This window comes from Fodinibius sp. SL11, assembly GCF_052060035.1.
Classification (GTDB): Bacteria; Bacteroidota; Rhodothermia; order Balneolales; family Balneolaceae; genus Fodinibius.
This window is the reverse complement of sequence record NZ_JBPOEA010000005.1, coordinates 106057-121715: the sequence shown is the minus strand read 5'-3', so window position 1 is coordinate 121715 and position 15659 is coordinate 106057. Positions and strand designations below refer to the sequence as shown.

At 41.5% G+C, this 15659-nt stretch carries 16 protein-coding genes and 1 pseudogene; 12 read left to right on the top strand and 5 right to left on the bottom strand.

Annotated elements, in window-relative coordinates:
• The first annotated feature begins 67 nt into the window (after window positions 1-67).
• The 3 genes from ACQ76V_RS08735 (at window position 68) to ACQ76V_RS08725 (ending at window position 2607) form a co-directional block, all read left to right on the top strand.
• Window positions 68-838, top strand: a complete 771-nt coding sequence (locus ACQ76V_RS08735; RefSeq protein WP_441000104.1) for a hypothetical protein — start codon at window positions 68-70, stop codon at window positions 836-838.
• A 166-nt stretch (window positions 839-1004) separates the two neighbouring features.
• Window positions 1005-1316 (top strand): hypothetical protein, encoded by a 312-nt coding sequence (locus ACQ76V_RS08730; RefSeq protein ID WP_441000103.1) that lies wholly within the window; start codon window positions 1005-1007, stop codon window positions 1314-1316.
• Between the two features lie 109 nt (window positions 1317-1425).
• A complete protein-coding gene (locus ACQ76V_RS08725) occupies window positions 1426-2607 on the top strand; it encodes a DUF3095 domain-containing protein (RefSeq protein WP_441000102.1) in 1182 nt (393 codons plus the stop codon).
• Window positions 2608-2975: 368 nt separating this feature from the next.
• Here the strand turns inward: ACQ76V_RS08725 and ACQ76V_RS08720 are convergent, their stop codons facing one another.
• Window positions 2976-3350, bottom strand: a complete 375-nt coding sequence (locus ACQ76V_RS08720; protein ID WP_441000101.1) for a hypothetical protein — start codon at window positions 3348-3350, stop codon at window positions 2976-2978.
• 70 nt (window positions 3351-3420) lie between these two features.
• Window positions 3421-3966 (bottom strand): RNA 2'-phosphotransferase, encoded by a 546-nt coding sequence (locus ACQ76V_RS08715; protein WP_441000100.1) that lies wholly within the window; start codon window positions 3964-3966, stop codon window positions 3421-3423.
• A gap of 90 nt (window positions 3967-4056) precedes the next feature.
• Here ACQ76V_RS08715 and ACQ76V_RS08710 point away from each other — a divergent pair, with 90 nt between their 5' ends.
• On the top strand, window positions 4057-4527 hold the full coding sequence (locus tag ACQ76V_RS08710) for a hypothetical protein (RefSeq protein WP_441000099.1): 471 nt from the start codon (window positions 4057-4059) through the stop codon (window positions 4525-4527).
• A 79-nt stretch (window positions 4528-4606) separates the two neighbouring features.
• Here ACQ76V_RS08710 and ACQ76V_RS08705 read toward each other — a convergent pair whose 3' ends face one another.
• Window positions 4607-6643 carry a prolyl oligopeptidase family serine peptidase gene (locus ACQ76V_RS08705; protein ID WP_441000098.1) on the bottom strand — a complete coding sequence of 679 codons (2037 nt, stop codon included), beginning with the start codon at window positions 6641-6643 and terminating at the stop codon, window positions 4607-4609.
• A 121-nt stretch (window positions 6644-6764) separates the two neighbouring features.
• Complete coding sequence (locus ACQ76V_RS08700) at window positions 6765-8504, bottom strand: PAS domain S-box protein (RefSeq protein WP_441000097.1); 1740 nt, start codon at window positions 8502-8504, stop codon at window positions 6765-6767.
• Window positions 8505-8772: 268 nt separating this feature from the next.
• On the opposite strand from ACQ76V_RS08700, the gene ACQ76V_RS08695 reads away from it, so the two are divergent.
• From ACQ76V_RS08695 to ACQ76V_RS08670, 6 genes are all read left to right on the top strand, one after another.
• Window positions 8773-9483, top strand: coding sequence for a sulfotransferase family protein (locus ACQ76V_RS08695; RefSeq protein WP_441000096.1), 711 nt, complete (start codon window positions 8773-8775; stop codon window positions 9481-9483).
• Between the two features lie 30 nt (window positions 9484-9513).
• Complete coding sequence (locus ACQ76V_RS08690) at window positions 9514-10428, top strand: aminotransferase class IV (protein ID WP_441000095.1); 915 nt, start codon at window positions 9514-9516, stop codon at window positions 10426-10428.
• Window positions 10394-11071, top strand: coding sequence for an ABC transporter ATP-binding protein (locus ACQ76V_RS08685; RefSeq protein WP_441000094.1), 678 nt, complete (start codon window positions 10394-10396; stop codon window positions 11069-11071). Before ACQ76V_RS08690 ends, ACQ76V_RS08685 begins: the two co-directional genes overlap by 35 nt.
• On the top strand, window positions 11071-11862 hold the full coding sequence (locus ACQ76V_RS08680; protein WP_441000093.1) for an ABC transporter permease: 792 nt from the start codon (window positions 11071-11073) through the stop codon (window positions 11860-11862). Before ACQ76V_RS08685 ends, ACQ76V_RS08680 begins: the two co-directional genes overlap by 1 nt.
• Before the next feature lie 101 nt (window positions 11863-11963).
• Window positions 11964-12371: a TonB-dependent receptor plug domain-containing protein gene (locus ACQ76V_RS08675; RefSeq protein ID WP_441000092.1), complete on the top strand. Its 408-nt coding sequence runs from the start codon at window positions 11964-11966 to the stop codon at window positions 12369-12371.
• 94 nt (window positions 12372-12465) lie between these two features.
• Window positions 12466-12885: a TonB-dependent receptor plug domain-containing protein gene (locus tag ACQ76V_RS08670; protein WP_441000091.1), complete on the top strand. Its 420-nt coding sequence runs from the start codon at window positions 12466-12468 to the stop codon at window positions 12883-12885.
• A gap of 58 nt (window positions 12886-12943) precedes the next feature.
• Here ACQ76V_RS08670 and ACQ76V_RS08665 read toward each other — a convergent pair.
• Window positions 12944-13408, bottom strand: a pseudogene (locus tag ACQ76V_RS08665) (DUF3124 domain-containing protein).
• A gap of 250 nt (window positions 13409-13658) precedes the next feature.
• On the opposite strand from ACQ76V_RS08665, the gene ACQ76V_RS08660 reads away from it, so the two are divergent.
• Window positions 13659-14336 (top strand): response regulator transcription factor, encoded by a 678-nt coding sequence (locus tag ACQ76V_RS08660; protein ID WP_441000090.1) that lies wholly within the window; start codon window positions 13659-13661, stop codon window positions 14334-14336.
• A 5-nt stretch (window positions 14337-14341) separates the two neighbouring features.
• Window positions 14342-15601 carry a sensor histidine kinase gene (locus ACQ76V_RS08655; protein ID WP_441000089.1) on the top strand — a complete coding sequence of 420 codons (1260 nt, stop codon included), beginning with the start codon at window positions 14342-14344 and terminating at the stop codon, window positions 15599-15601.
• Window positions 15602-15659 lie beyond the last annotated feature (58 nt).

Below are 15659 nucleotides of genomic sequence, written 5' to 3'. Positions count from 1 at the left end.
GAAGTTCGCATGAAGTCTACTAATTTAAGAGCTCGTATTCATCACAACAGCTGATTAACTAAAGAATATGTACGAGAATATTGAACCTAATAGTTGCAACCCGCCCGGCACTCATTTGGAAGAAATTTCGCATGCCGGCGATCCGAATCGTTCCGTCGAAAAAGCCATTATCATGGAGCACCGCTTTGCCTTCTTTTTCTGGATGAAATGGCGAAATCGGTTACAGAATAATGGGCTGTTGCAACAATCGGCGCCTACGTTAGTGACGATCGATTGGCATCGTGATCTGGCCCCGGTTCCAGATGATCAAAAAGAATCATTGGCAAAACTGGATCAATCGAACCTATCTGACGTATCCAACTACGTTTGGGCGCAGTTTGACCAGACCAATGACGGACACATTTTATGTGCTGCATGGCTCAATCTGATTGGAGATATCGTGCTTCTTCAAAACACAACCGATTATCAAAAAAGTAGCTTTAAAGACATCAATGGAAATGATCACCACATTTTTGAATTCCGTGACTTTGATCAGTTCCAGGAATTGATGCTGGATCGCAATGACCACAATATCTTTTTCGATATCGATCTGGATTATTTTATCCATGGAAAAGGGAAACAGCAATATTCCGATGAGTTTCACCGATATTCTGATGATGAAATCATGCAGGTTGTTGACATCTCAAAGCCCGTATTTCAACAAATCTTGCCCAATATCGATGGCGTTACCATTGCTCTCGAACCGGGCTATTGCGGTGGGATTGTAAATTCATGCCAGATTATGGATGCCTTTCACTCTCAGCTTTTTACCGAGCAAAATGAGTGGAAGTCAACTTAATGAGGCTTCCTGCTGCAGGCATTATTATCCTACCTCCACAGATGCTGAAATAATTTCAGCATGACACAAAACCCTTAGTTCCAATTACCGCCTATCTTCAATTTTTTAAGCTGCTATAAATATGGTGACAGTATGGTTGCATCCATGCTTTTTAAGTTATCCTATCATGGATCAACGTACTGTTCAAGATATCAAGCGAATATATCGGTCTGCCAAAAGGGAGATGTGTTTCCGTCCTATTTTTGAGCGCAAGTTGGCCTCGTATATCCAACGGCGTGCTCCTAAAAATTCTGTAAACTGGTACAAACTACGCTATGAGTTTCGAACAATTTATCGGAAATGCCGCGATGAGCAGTATTCACTTAAAAAGTACCTGCAACACATGGCTACTTTTACCGAAGTTGCCATTCAAGGGCAACACAAAAAAGTAGAAATTGATCCCAAGACACTTCATTGTAAAACCTTGCCAAACAGCTGATGATTATATTTCCAAAACCCTGTTCAATATCCAAATCATTTGATAACCTATAGGCTTTCTTTTTTGTATGTTTTAAGCGTTTAATAAATATTAGTCAAACAAAATTACGGTGGCAAGCAATACTGACTTTTACAAAAACCTGCCGATCATAGAGAATTTTTTTGATGCCTCGAATCAAGAAAATTTTTACGCCTTGCCGGATGATTGGTATGTAGCTGTAACCGACATTGTAAACTCCACCGGTGCTATTAATAAAAATCGTTATAAGGCAGTAAACATCTTAGGCGCATCGCCCATTGTTGGAATCTGTAATGTTACTGATCGTAATGCAATACCCTTTACTTTTGGCGGTGACGGGGCGTCCTTTTGCCTACCACCCCACTTGCTGGATGAGACCCGCCGTATTTTAGGAGCAAGTAAAACCATTGGTAAAACGGAATATAACCTTGATTTACGCGCGGCAATCATTCCCATCTCCTACATCCATGAGCAAGGATATAGCATACAGGTTGCCCGATATCGTGCGTCTGAGTTCTATATTCAAGCTATTTTTTCGGGCGGGGGATTAAGTTTTGCCGAACAGTTACTTAAAGAAACAGGCTCAGATAAATTTCATATCCCGGCCTTAGACAACGCCCACAATGTTAATTTTAGTGGCTTGGAATGTCGATGGCAAGAAGTGGAGCAGTCCCAAAATGAAGTGATCACCCTGATGGTAAAAAGTAATCCCAATATAGATCATCCACAGAAAATCTATGAAAACGTTCTGCAAAAAATGCGCACCACCTTTGGTTTCGACAATAAAACCAACCCCATAAATGTACCGGGACTTTCCATGACCCTTTCATTCTCTAAACTTATGGGAGAAGCCCGAATTCGCACCCACGGACAAGGCTGGCTTAAACGCATCAGCTATATCCTACAAGTACAGCTGCAAACCATCATCGGAAAAATACTAATGGCTTTGAACTACAAAACCTTGGCTACCAACTGGTCACTTTATAAATCAGACCTGGCCCTGAATTCCGATCACCGCAAATTTGATGATATGCTTCGGGTCGTCATCAGCGGGAGCCGGGCACAGCGAAAAGAGTTTGTCAACTTCCTCAAACAGCAATTTAAAGAAGGAAACTTAGCGTACGGACTTCATCTTTCTAATGCTGCTATGATTACTTGTATGGTCTTTGAATATCACCGCGACCACATCCACTTTGTGGACGGCAGTGGCGGGGGATATGTTTCAGCCGCCCAAGACCTGAAAAAACGCTTGGAAATACTCAAAGAAGATTAAAGTGAAACACCCTAAATTGACTCAAAAAGCCGCGGTTTCCCGCGGCTTTTTTTATTGATCAGCAAATGTAGTTATCAGCCTTCATATGAAAGCTGATTTTATCCTCCAAGGCTTGCGTTAAGAGTTAGTCGTCACTTTGTTTTTTCTTCTTCAACTGATCCATTACAATAGGAATAATAAAGAACAACGATGCAATAGCACTGATAATAATTGTGGTCGAATCTATTTTCATAGTAGAAACCGTTTTAAATGTAATATTAAGATATACTGGGTTCGTTACATTCATCTTACCCGAACCCAAAAAATTTAGCTAACTGATAGAATTATCGGCTGCAATAGCCGATAATCCGTAATTACACTAAAACAGCTTATAGAAATGCGTGGAAGGGAAAAATATATTTTAAAAATATTGCGGTTCGATCTGCTAATCGATAAATACGTAGATGAAGGGTTAACCTATTTTCGGTAGCTGATGCAATAAACTCATAAATTGCCGATTCTTCCCGGTCTTCCTCCAACAGCCACGGCTCTGGATGACTGCTTATATTTATTCCGGTTTCTCCCTGATGAAAAACATTAAACAGGTTGGGCTGTTCAAAAGGATGAGTGGATTGAGCGTTATTTTCTCGCTCTGGTTTTTCGATCGAAAGGGTGTTTTCCACCGGGTAATCGACATGGGTCACTGCCTCTGTGGTTAGTAGACTAACCAACCCCAAAATAAGTATGGAAAACAATTTCTTCATTGCTCTAAATGTACAAAGATCATGATCGTTATGCAGTATCTATGTCGAGAAAAGTTATGCCATTAGTGCTTTATGATTTTCTTTTCAGAAATTGAGGCGGTACAAAAGGCGTTAACCACACACTTGCTTCACTCTGTGATTGATAAAACCTATATCTATCCTTACTCATTTGTTTCGAAAAAACAATAAGGATTTCCGGTTTGCCATGCCTGCTACCTACCTTACGTGCCTCCTCAATCGTTGTGGATAAGTGTACAAAATTTCGACTTTGGGCTTTAATGCCATCCTCTAAAATAGGGGCTACATTATCATAATCTGTCCCGTGATAAAGTTTCTCCGGCGGGGTTTTGGGTTTTAGCTGCAAGTCTACATCAATGGAATGACCATAACCTGCCCGAATGTATTTCTTGTCACTGCTTAGAATAAACCGCTGCTTAGCACTGTTTGCAATTATTTGCCAAATAATATCTCGGTCTACGTCCTTCCCTTTATTTTGAGCTTTTTCAAGCAAATCATCTATGTTCGCCCAACCATGATCATCCAGTTCAATGCCAATGGCCTCTGGGTGATGACGTAACACATAGCTCAAAAATTTACTGGCTGCTGTAAAATCCATGGGGAAATCAGTGCTCTCCTTTCATTTTAAATTAATAATAGATATATAATATTTCTTATCGTTGGTACTAATTTAAAAATAGGGATTGTTATGGGACAAGAGATTAAAGAGTTTTCACTCAGAACGAGATCAAAGTTTTTAATGGTTTTCCTGTTTTTATTTGTAGGAATACCCATGACTTACGCCGCATATCTTAACTACACGGTGGGAGAATTATTGTTTTCGGGATTAATGGTGCTCCTCTTTTTACTTTGGGCCGTTGTTATCGTCATTGCCAACGGCTATAAAATTAAGCTGACCGAGAACAGTATTCATCGGCAGGGGTTGATATCACCAAGCATCATAGATTTTAAGGATATCCAAGCTATTCACTTTGGGTCAACATGGTCCAACTTTTATGTGGAGTCTGACGATAAAAAAATCTATTTCGGCAAGGATTTTGACAATTATGAACAGATTTTACAGGGTCTTGTTGATGAGGTCCGCACTGTCAAAAATCTTGAGGACGTGCGGCTGCTGGGCGATGCTGAAAATATTGAACCGTTCGTTGACAGTGATTAGCTGGAATTATTTATTACACATAAAAAATCCCCTCCTGAATCAACAGAAGGGGACATAAAATTGATTCCCTAAAACTTAATTAGTTTTCAACCGCTGTTTTTTCCACTTCCATTTCCACATCAGGTCGGGCTTGCTGCTGACCCTTCAAGTATTGATTAAACCATCGCATCATGCGCAAATTGTAATCATAGCGTGCGGTGGAGTTTCGATTACCATGCCCTTCTCCCGGATACAATACCAAGCGGACCGGAGTATCAGTCCGTGTTTTAATATGGCGATATAGCTCATACGATTGACTTGGGTCAACGCGCGTATCTTCTTTACCGTGCATAATCAACAGGGGCGTATTAGCTTGTCCGGCGTAATAAATAGGACTTCGCTCCAAGTATCCCTGGTAATCTTCCCAAATACGTTTTCGCGCATGGACCAAAAAGAGCTCTTCGGGTATATCGCTGGTTCCCCATTTGGAGATATTATCGCTAATGCCCACAAACATGACCCCTGCGGCAAAACGATCAGTGTACTTTGTAGCCATCCATCCGGTAGCATACCCGCCGTAAGAACCACCGGTAACGCCTACTTTGTTACCATCAACCAATCCTTCTTCGACCAATTCATCGACCCCGGCAACGATATCATCAAACTCAGCTCCGGCCAAATCACCTTGGCTGCTCTTGGCAAATGTTTCTCCACGACCGGTACTGCCTCGATAATTGGGATAAAAAACAAAATATCCCTGAGCAGCACCAACCTGACCGGCATCAGAATAATTGGTTACCCAACCATGATTATAATGGGATTCAGGTCCACCGTGTACCGTTGTTATCATGGGATATTGCTTACCCTCTTCATAACCTACAGGATATACCAAAATACCCTGTAGTTCGGTGCCGTCATCGGCGGTCCATGTAACTACTTCTTGTTTAGCCAGTTTTTTCTTTTTCAACCAGGCGTTTGTGTTCGTCACTCGTTTGACATTATTATCAGCTAACTGATACAACTCTTGGGGATGTGTTGCTGAGCTTGCTGTAAAAATGGTGGCTCCATTCGAGGTCCGATCAAAAGAAGAAAGGTTTGTGTCGCCTTTCCCTACAATCGTATTCATATTTGAACCATCAGCATTAATACTGCCATACGTTGACCACACCCCTTCGCTACTTAAATAATGGAGTTTGTTATTTCCAGTCCATTTGAACTGGTCAAACATTCCTTCATATTGAGGCTTTAGCTGCGTTGGTTTCCCACCATTAGCCGAAACAACAAGCAGTCGACCGGCGGTAGGATCATGTATATCAGCACCGGCGATCATTGCCAGTTTACTACCGTCGGGGCTCCAGCCAATTTGTCCCAGCTTTCCTTCGTGGTTAATCTCAGCAAGTATCTGTTTCCCTTCGTAATCAACAATTTTAACCTGCTGATGCATGTAGTAATCATCAACAAGTGGCGAAGGAGCTACCGCTATAGCCAGTTTTTCTCCATTTGGGCTCCAGCGCATTTGGTAAATAGATCCTTCTACCTGCACCTGATGAGGTCCGTGGTCCGGCATATCTACATTGGCCACATAGCCACGACGCTGCTTAAGGTTTTCTTCATATACTTCAGGGTGATATGGCAGTGATGATCGCTCATACGTAATCGTATCCTGCGCCATAAAAGCAACATGACTACCATCAGAAGCCCATTTGTAATCCCCGATCGATGTTTTAAAAGAATAAATCTTTTGAGCCTCTCCGCCATTCATCGATATTTCATACAAACTCGTAGTTTCATCTGATGAACGTTTTCCCAGGAACGTAATGGTATTATGGTTGGGACGGAATGCAATATCACTGACGCTCATCGTCGTCACATAGGAGATGGAATTGCCCGTGGCCAAATCAGCAAGATACAAGTGATAACTTGCCGGTTTATTTTCCTTTTCAGGGTCCGCTTGCACCTGTAAAGTGTAAATTGCTTTCTCTCCGGATGGAGCCATTGCAATTTCATTCACCTGCTGCATCTTGGCAACATCTTTTGGAGTTAACCCCTCCTCTGATTGTGCTGCCAGCGGCTGCACAGCAACAAAACAGATCATTAACACAAATAATATAGGTTTCTGTAGTGGTGATGGTATCATACTTATTCTCCGATTTGATTGATTATTTTGAGGATATTATTAACACTCTTGAGTTCACTTTAATACAACATTTAAGTCCTAATCTATTGTTTCTTTTTAAAAAAGCATTTTAATAAAATCGTCATTTTTCGACATCACGTTCGATCTCAAAAGCTAATGAAAAACGACTGCCAAAATCTCCCGATTCTACATTTAGCTGTCCATTCAACTGATTTGCCAGCGTATTAATAATCGACATCCCCAGCGAGGACTGCTGCTCAATGTCAAAATCTTCCGGCAATCCGACACCGTTATCTGCTACCGATAACATAATTTTTTCTGCTTCTTCTTTAATAGATATTTCAATTTTGCCATCTTCTTGATGCTCAAATGCATGCTTGTAGCAGTTTGTAATCATCTCGTTGAGCAACAAACCACACGGAATAGCCTGCCCCACCGTCAACAAAATCGTTTCCATATCGGTATTTACACAAATATCCTTTTCAAAATCGGACATCGATTCTTCAATCATATGCAATAAATCGTCGATGTATTTATCAATGGCAATCTCCGAAAATGTTTCCGAGCTGTAAAGCTTTTCATGCACCATTGCTATCGACTGTATACGCGATTGGCTTTCTTTGAGCTTTGCCAGTATGTTTTCATCATCCGTATTAAACACCTGCATCTGAAGCAACCCGGAAATAATGGCCAAGTTATTTTTCACCCGATGGTGCACCTCGGCCAGCAACGTTTCTTTCTCTTTTAGAGATTTTCGAATCGTCTGTTCGTACTTTTTGTGGTCGGTATTATCACGGACATATGCAATTAGGCGTTTTTGTCCACCCATTTCATAAAATGATGTATGTATTTCAGTAGGAAACTTTGTTCCATCCTTCTTTTGATAAGTTCGCTCCCAGGCATCATCACCTGTAGTAGTAATACCGGCAAAGGTTTCCGGTTGCTTGCTATGAAATTCTTTGGGGGTCAAATCCAGTACATGCATGCCTATTAACTCTTCGCGATCATATCCAAACAGTTCGCATGCTCGTTTGTTGCATCGCAGTATGGTACCATCAACATGTATTTCAAAAATCGCGTCAAACGCCAACTCAGTAAAGGTGCGATGTCGTTTTTCACTCTCCCAAAGTTTCTGCTCCGCTTTTTTTCGCTGGGTGATATCCCGGTTGATTCCTACCCAAAAATCATAGTTCCCATCCTCCGTAGGAAACGGTGCCATGTCCAGTTCAACCCAATAGGGAGTACCGTCTTTTTTATAATTTATAAATTCCTCTCGTAACGATTGCCCCTCTCTAATTTTGTTATTAATTCGGTTTATAGTCTCCGCCGAAGTTTCCGGTCCGTGTAAAAACGTGGGCGTTTTGTTGATTACCTCTTCCGAATGATAACCCGTAAACTCCTCGAACGACTTGTTAACAAAAACGATATTTGAATTCAGTGGATCATCTTTAGGGGCCTTGGTAATTACTACCATATCATTCAAATTATCCAGCGCCAACTGCTGTAACTTTTGCCTTTCGTCCGACTGCTTCTTCTGCAACTGTTTATCCTCACTTTTTTCAATTATTATCCCCGCTAATATTTTTTTACCATCTTCCTCTATCAATTCCACTTCTTCGCGCAACCAAAGATAGTGACCGGACTTATGCTTAAACCGGTATTCAATTTTCCGGGTATTGCCCAAAGGCAGGCTTCCCAAAAATGACATTACAGACTGGCGATCCTCCGGATGTATGTGGCTCGGCCAGTTAAAATACTCATGTTTTAGTTCAGAGCGGGTATATCCCAACAGATGGCTAACATTGGGACTGATATCAACATAGCGATATCGATCATCATTTTTACGATGAAAAAATACCATTGAACCTTTTAGTAACCGTTTTTCAAACCGAAATTTATCCCTCCGGCTCTCATTCTTTCGGGGCCCCATTTTAACTATATATTGAGGTCTATTTCTATTTGTTGGTCGATGTTTTAAAGTATAAAAACTATTGTAAAAAAGCGGGTGACGATTGCCTTCTTTAAATCGATCCTGTAATTACTTTTGATGATCCCCAAAATATCTATACCATATATCACGCAAACGACATGTAATAAATTTAGTTGATATGGGAAATATCAGGATAAATATGTGGTCTGGTCCTCGTAACATTTCCACGGCCATTATGTATTCTTTTGCCCAGCGCAGCGATACCAAAGTGATCGATGAGCCGTTCTATGCTCATTACCTGTTGCAGAGCGGAGCCGAACATCCCGGACGGGCCAAAGTCATCGAAAGCCAACCCAAAGATCCCTCTGTTGCAATGCAAAACTTGATGACAACCGGGGCTAATTCTGATGTGTTGTTTGTTAAAAACATGGCTCATCACATGATTGAAATGGACCATACTCTTTCCCAACTGTTCGAAGAATTTATACCTGTTTTTTTAATTCGAGATCCTGCTGATATGCTCCTCTCACTTGATAAGTCTCTGTCCGACCCATCGCTTCGTGATACAGGCTATCAGCAACTGCTTGATCTATTTGAAACTGCCGAAAATAACAATATACCTCTTACTGTTCTTGACGCTAAAGAGCTGTTAGAAGATCCTGAATTTGTTTTATCCGCATTATGTGAACGATTGAATATTCCTTTTGAGGAATCCATGCTTTCGTGGGCACCGGGACCTATTCCCGAAGACGGAGTGTGGGCCGAATATTGGTATGATAATGTTCATAAGTCTACAGGCTTTAATCCCTATACTTCGAAAAGCCAAACACTTCCGGATCACCTTGATCCCCTTTACGAACACTGTAAGTCTATTTATGATAGATTGTTTGCACATGCAATAAAAAAATAATGTTAAGTAAGAATACTGAATACAAAAGTTATGGACACACATCCCACAATCCCCGATCCCCGAAATGAAGATCTTAAGGTTTGGATTGACGGAGAACTCTATGATCGCCAGGAAGCTAATATTTCTGTCTTTGACAGCTTGGTGCAGGGCGGTGATGGGGTATGGGAAGGACTACGCGTTTACGATGGGAAAATATTCGCCCTCGATGAACATCTCGAGCGCCTTCAGAATTCCGCCCATGCGATGGCTTTCGACAGCGTGCCATCAAATGATAAAATCAAAGAGGCAATTTTTGCCACGCTCGAAGCCAACGACATGCGTGACGAAACACATATCCGGCTTACGCTTTCGCGGGGCAAGAAGGTCACCTCCTATATGGATCCCGGGGTTAATCAATACGGGCCAACACTTATTGTCCTGGCCGAGTGGAAGCCACCTATCCATGAGGATAGAGAAGGTCTTCAATTAGTTACTTCATCAATACGGCGTAACCCCCCGCAGTGCATTGATTCCAAAATCCATCACAACAATCTGATCAACAATATACTGGCCAAAATCGAGGCCAATGTTGCCGGCGCCGATGGCGCAGTAATGATGGATATTGAAGGGTACGTCTCGGAAGTAAATGCGACAAACATCTTTTTTGTCAAAAAGGGCAAAGTACTCACCCCCTTTGCGGATAGTTGTCTGCCGGGCATAACACGCGGCATCGTTATTGATCTCTGTAAAGAAAATGACATCCCGGCAGCTGAGAAGCGCATCAGTATGGCCGAAATGTACTCTGCCGACGAATGCTTCACTACCGGCACTATGGGTGAATTGGTTCCCGCCGTAGAAATTGATCAGCGCGTAATTGGCGATGGTACCAAAGGACCTGTTACCCAGCAGCTCCAAAAGCTGCATCGCGAACGTGCTAAAAATACCGGAGAACCACTTCCGTTTTAATACCAAAAGTATCTGGATCATATTGGCATCCTCACCCGAAATATCTTTTGATAACGTCACATTTAGCTTCGAAAATGAGCAGATTGTAACGGATTTCTCATTTCTGGCAAAGGCGGGACAACATACCATACTAAAAGGAGAATCAGGATCAGGCAAAAGCACCCTTCTTAAACTCCTTTTGGGATTTTACAAACCTCAAAAAGGCACTATCTCAATAAATCGCGCAGAACTTGATGACCGGGAAATACGCAAACAAACTTCATGGCTTCCCCAAGATTTAAATTTAGGCTCTGGTACTGTTGGGGATGTGATGGCCAAACCTTTTGAATTTGCCGCCAATAGATCATCCAACCGGGATAAACAAGATTACATAAATACATTACAGGAATTAGGGCTTCGGGCAGATACCGTTGACAAAGAATTTCGGGATCTCTCAACGGGTCAGCGGCAACGAGTGGGGTTAGCAATTTGCTATCTGCTTGATAAGCCCCTGCTTCTGCTGGATGAACCAACTTCGGCCCTTGATAAGGCATCCAAACAAAAAGCTGCAAAATTATTGCTTGCCAATAACCGGACGGTGATCTCAACGTCTCACGATCCGTTCTGGGTAAACCAAGCTGATAACATAATAGCACTTGCGTAATGGGAATTATTGACCTTACATGGACACAGCTTGGAATCGGCTTTATCATTATGCTGGTGCCGGCCTATATTTTATGGAAATACCGAACAGGACTTAACAAAAAACTACTGACGGCTTCGGTACGGATGGTGCTGCAACTGCTTTTTGTGGGATACTATTTACAATATCTGTTTGAATATGACAATCCCTGGATTAATGCCGCATGGATTTTTGTGATGGTGGCCGTGGCCGACTTTGCTACTATTGATCGAAGCGATCTAAAAAGGAAATGGGCAGTCATTATACCGATCTTTGGAGCTACGCTTTTAGGCATCATTGTAATCGACCTGTTCTTTCTTGAGGTCGTAATACAACTGCCTAAACTTTTGGCTGCCCAATATACTATTCCCATAACGGGAATGGTACTGGGTAACTGCCTGAGGAGTAATGTGATTGGTATCAACGCATTTTATTACAGCTTGCATGAGCAACAAGAGCGCTATCAGTTTTATCTTGCTTGCGGTGCAACCCGAGCAGAGGCGGTACATTCCTTTTTTAGTGAAGCACTCCAAAAGTCAGCCAATCCAACGCTTGCCTCCATGGCCACAATTGGACTTGTTTCTCTGCCGGGGATGATGACCGGTCAAATTTTGAGTGGAAGCTCACCGCTCATTGCCATCAAATATCAAATTATGATTATGGTTGCTATCTTTTCAGGCACTATCCTTTCGGTCTATTTAGGAATTCTTTTTACTAATAAATTTGTTTTTAAAGATACCGATATGTTAGACCAAACAATCTTAAAGAATTAATGCGTCTTATCACCAGCACTTATCGTTCTGCCACATATTTTTAAAATCAAGCCCCAACTTTTATAGGTTGATTTATGTAATCCCAATAGACCTTTAAGACTATGAAATTTTCAAAACCCCTAATCGTATTGTTTGCCGCGGGTTTATTTGTTTCGGTGTTGGGCTGCTCTACCTCCAGCACCACAAATAAGGATAATACGCAAAAGATGAATCCAGAAAATAACTGGACACTTAAAGATCACCTTCGCAGAACTTCCAAAGCGATGATTACCGGTAGCCCGGGAAGTGAACGCGTAATTATACGTGGCGAAAGTACTACAAATAACCCCGCAAGCCAACCCTTGTATATCATAGATGGACAAAAGGCGGGCCGAAGTTTTGCCAACGTAAATGAGATGTTATATCCTGGAGAAATAAATTATATCGAAGTCCTCCCCCCATCACAATCTGCCCGATATGGCATGGAGGGCCATTTTGGAGTTATACTCATTCACACGAAGAATCAATAAATAATAGTGGTAAGTGGTTAATTTTTATTTATTTAATTACCAATAAATAGCTATACTATTAAGTACCTAATATTGTTAATCAAATCCCACCGCTATGAAACGATTAAATTTAGGTATATCAATAGGATTGTGTGTGCTATTGCTCGGTTTAATAGGATGTGCTACAACCAGTCAACAATCACAGCAAATCCAATCCCATGATTATACCAGCTATTGGACCCTCGAGGATTTCTTGCGCCGCGCCAGCAGCGTACAGCTCAATGGAAGTGGTGAAAACATCCAAATCCTCATACGAGGACATAAATCAATCAATAATCCTACGGCGCAGCCATTATTCGTTGTAGATGGCCAAAAGGCTGGTCGAAGTTACTCTCGTGTTTCGAGTATGTTTTCTCGAGGTGATATAAACTCTGTCAAAGTATTACCGCCGGGCGCTTCTGCACAATATGGTATGCAAGGTCACTACGGGGTCATAGAAATTGAATCTAAATATTCAACGAATAAAAACTCTTAGGTCGAAAATAATTGTGGTTTGGTATAAAAAATAACAAGCAGAATGCTGAGCGATTCAACTACCAATTACATTCATTGGCGCATGTACTTACAGAACGCTCCTGAAGTACACGTCCTCCACTTAAAAATGAAATACCTTGTTGCTGGGATGCACTAATATTTACCACTTCAATAACGGGTGGATAAATAGGATTCTGCGAATACCACCGTACCAGAAAGTTAGCCCCGACGCCGCCCCGCAAATCAGCTTCTTCGATCACATACGAGGTAGTAGCCAACGGGCTAAGCTGCTAACCTGAATCAATATACTCCTGAATAAGCTCACCGTCGGAGTCATAATAAGACACTTCTGTAATAATCAAGTTACGATATGGATCTGCATTTCTAATACTAAGTGTAGTTGTCAGATTAAATGTTTTCTGACGATTTTGTCGATAGATGTATGAATAAACCGGTACATATACCAACTGACCAATACGGCTGGACTGTCGTTTAAAATCAGCAGGCCCGTTCTTTTGCAACACAGTATTGCTATTTGTATCCGTTTCTATTACTGAATCTGTTTTCTTTTCAGTGATAGGTGCTCCCCGCTCCGAATTACATCCTCCAAAACAAATGCCTAAGACAAGAATTAGTATAACAGGGCGTATAATAAGATTTAAACCAACTTTTTTGATTAACCGTAGTTTTTAAATGTACTAATATACGCGTTTAAAAATATAATTTATTGAGCTTCAGTTTTGCTTCAAATTCATTTGTTATGTTTGTATTGCTATGAAACTACTTATCATCGAAGACAACGAAGATTTACTGCAGAATATCCAGACATATTTAAAACGAGAAGGGTACATCTGTGAATCCGCTCAATCCTATTCCGAAGCTTTTGATAAGGTAATGTCGTACACTTACGATGTTGTGCTCATCGATATTATGATTCCCGGCGGTTCGGGGCTTCAGGTTTTACGCGAGCTAAAATCCGTAAATCCTGAAACGGGAACTATCATCATATCCGCAAAAAATGCTTTGGACGACAAAGTGGAAGGTCTCGAACTGGGAGCAGATGACTATATCACCAAACCCTTTCAGTTGCCGGAACTCCATGCCCGCATTAAGGCCATAAATCGACGCCAACAGCGCGATGGCAGGGAAATCCTTAACGTCAATGAAATAGCCATAAATACTAAAACGATGGAGGTTACAGTGGAGGGAACCCCCGTTGACCTAACGCCCAAAGAGTACGAGTTGCTGCTCTATTTCTCATCCAACAAAAACCACGTGCTCTCCAAACAAACTATTGCCGAACACTTGTGGGGCGATTATGTTGACCATCTCGAAAATCTCGATTTTGTTTATCAACATATTAAGAATCTGCGCAAGAAACTGGAGAACGCCGGGGCTAATGATTATATCAAAAGTGTCTACGGCATAGGATACAAATTTAAAGTCCACTGATTGCCATGAAGCTGATAACAAAATTTGTTCTTATTTACCTTATTGTAACTATTATCGTGCTGGGGATTGGGGGCTTCGTATCTTACCATGTGATCAAAGGGGAGCTCGACAATGAGCTTAAATGGCGTTTTTTGGATCGCGTGGAGCGGGTAACATACTTGCTGGAACAAGGCAAAAATTTTGAAGGCAGTGTTAGCGAAGAGAACCACACGAACCTGGAAATTGTAGCCCTGCCCAATCGCATAGAACCAAATGTAGAAATTCGTGATACGCTTGTTTGGCACGATCGTCTGCAGCAGCGAGAACACAACCTAAAAATGGTTGCCCATCGCAATGTTGATGGAACCAGCTATCGTATTACAACTTATGGCGCACTCGTTGAGTCGGACGACATTACCGAAGCTGTTATCGAAATCTTGCTTTGGATCTTGGGCTTGCAGGTCGTAGGTGCTGTAGGAGTAGGATTTATTGTATCGAACCGACTTTTTAAACCCTTCCGAAAAACCCTGAAACGCATCAAGAATTTTACTCTGCAAGACAAAAAACCAATCCCCGCCGAAAACACTTCGGTGGCAGAGTTTGATGATCTTAATCGATTTGTCGAAGAGATGACCAGTAAGGCCGTATCTGACTATGTGAACCTTAAAGAATTTGCCGAAAATGCTTCACATGAACTTCAAACGCCTCTTTCCATCATCAAGGGCAAGCTGGAATTACTGACTGAAACAGAGCTTTCTCCCGAGCAATATCAATTTGTAGAAGATAGTCAGCGGTCGGTCAAAAAGTTATCCCGCCTTAGCGAATCGCTGGCACTGCTCACAAAAATTGAGAATCACGAATTTGTAGAAACTGAAAACATCAACTTATCCACGTTAATTAATGAGAGCACCCAGGCTTTCGATGAATTTATTGCCCTTAATGGCCTAACAGTTGAAACCGATGTCGAAGACGATGTTTTCGTTCAGATGCATCCCGTTCTTACAGATATATTATGGACAAATCTTTTCCAGAATGCTATAAAACATAATATTAAAGAGGGTCGCATCCATATCGAGCTCACCAAGCAAAAACTGGAAATCGCTAACACGGGCCGTCCCCTTTCTTCTTCACCCGGCGAATTATTCCAACGATTCAAAAAAGATACGGTCGATTCTAAATCTATTGGACTGGGTTTAGCAATAATCAAACGAATTGTAGATCAATACCATTATACCATATCGTATCAAAACGATGAAGAGTGGCATACGATCAAAATAACATTTTAATCTTTGCTAATCTTCAAATTTCATTCAGTATTTGTTTAGCATTCAATCAGCATCCCTC

Excerpts from the sequence above, each read along its gene's own strand:
- ACQ76V_RS08660 (WP_441000090.1), top strand. The coding sequence starts at position 13,659 with ATGAAACTACTTATCATCGAAGACAACGAAGATTTACTGCAGAATATC.
- ACQ76V_RS08705 (WP_441000098.1), bottom strand. The coding sequence starts at position 6,643 with ATGATACCATCACCACTACAGAAACCTATATTATTTGTGTTAATGATC.
- ACQ76V_RS08670 (WP_441000091.1), top strand. The coding sequence starts at position 12,466 with ATGAAACGATTAAATTTAGGTATATCAATAGGATTGTGTGTGCTATTG.
- ACQ76V_RS08675 (WP_441000092.1), top strand. The coding sequence starts at position 11,964 with ATGAAATTTTCAAAACCCCTAATCGTATTGTTTGCCGCGGGTTTATTT.
- ACQ76V_RS08735 (WP_441000104.1), top strand. The coding sequence starts at position 68 with ATGTACGAGAATATTGAACCTAATAGTTGCAACCCGCCCGGCACTCAT.
- ACQ76V_RS08695 (WP_441000096.1), top strand. The coding sequence starts at position 8,773 with ATGTGGTCTGGTCCTCGTAACATTTCCACGGCCATTATGTATTCTTTT.
- ACQ76V_RS08700 (WP_441000097.1), bottom strand. The coding sequence starts at position 8,504 with ATGGTATTTTTTCATCGTAAAAATGATGATCGATATCGCTATGTTGAT.
- ACQ76V_RS08690 (WP_441000095.1), top strand. The coding sequence starts at position 9,514 with ATGGACACACATCCCACAATCCCCGATCCCCGAAATGAAGATCTTAAG.
- ACQ76V_RS08710 (WP_441000099.1), top strand. The coding sequence starts at position 4,057 with ATGGGACAAGAGATTAAAGAGTTTTCACTCAGAACGAGATCAAAGTTT.
- ACQ76V_RS08720 (WP_441000101.1), bottom strand. The coding sequence starts at position 3,350 with ATGAAGAAATTGTTTTCCATACTTATTTTGGGGTTGGTTAGTCTACTA.
- ACQ76V_RS08715 (WP_441000100.1), bottom strand. The coding sequence starts at position 3,966 with ATGGATTTTACAGCAGCCAGTAAATTTTTGAGCTATGTGTTACGTCAT.
- ACQ76V_RS08655 (WP_441000089.1), top strand. The coding sequence starts at position 14,342 with ATGAAGCTGATAACAAAATTTGTTCTTATTTACCTTATTGTAACTATT.
- ACQ76V_RS08730 (WP_441000103.1), top strand. The coding sequence starts at position 1,005 with ATGGATCAACGTACTGTTCAAGATATCAAGCGAATATATCGGTCTGCC.
- ACQ76V_RS08680 (WP_441000093.1), top strand. The coding sequence starts at position 11,071 with ATGGGAATTATTGACCTTACATGGACACAGCTTGGAATCGGCTTTATC.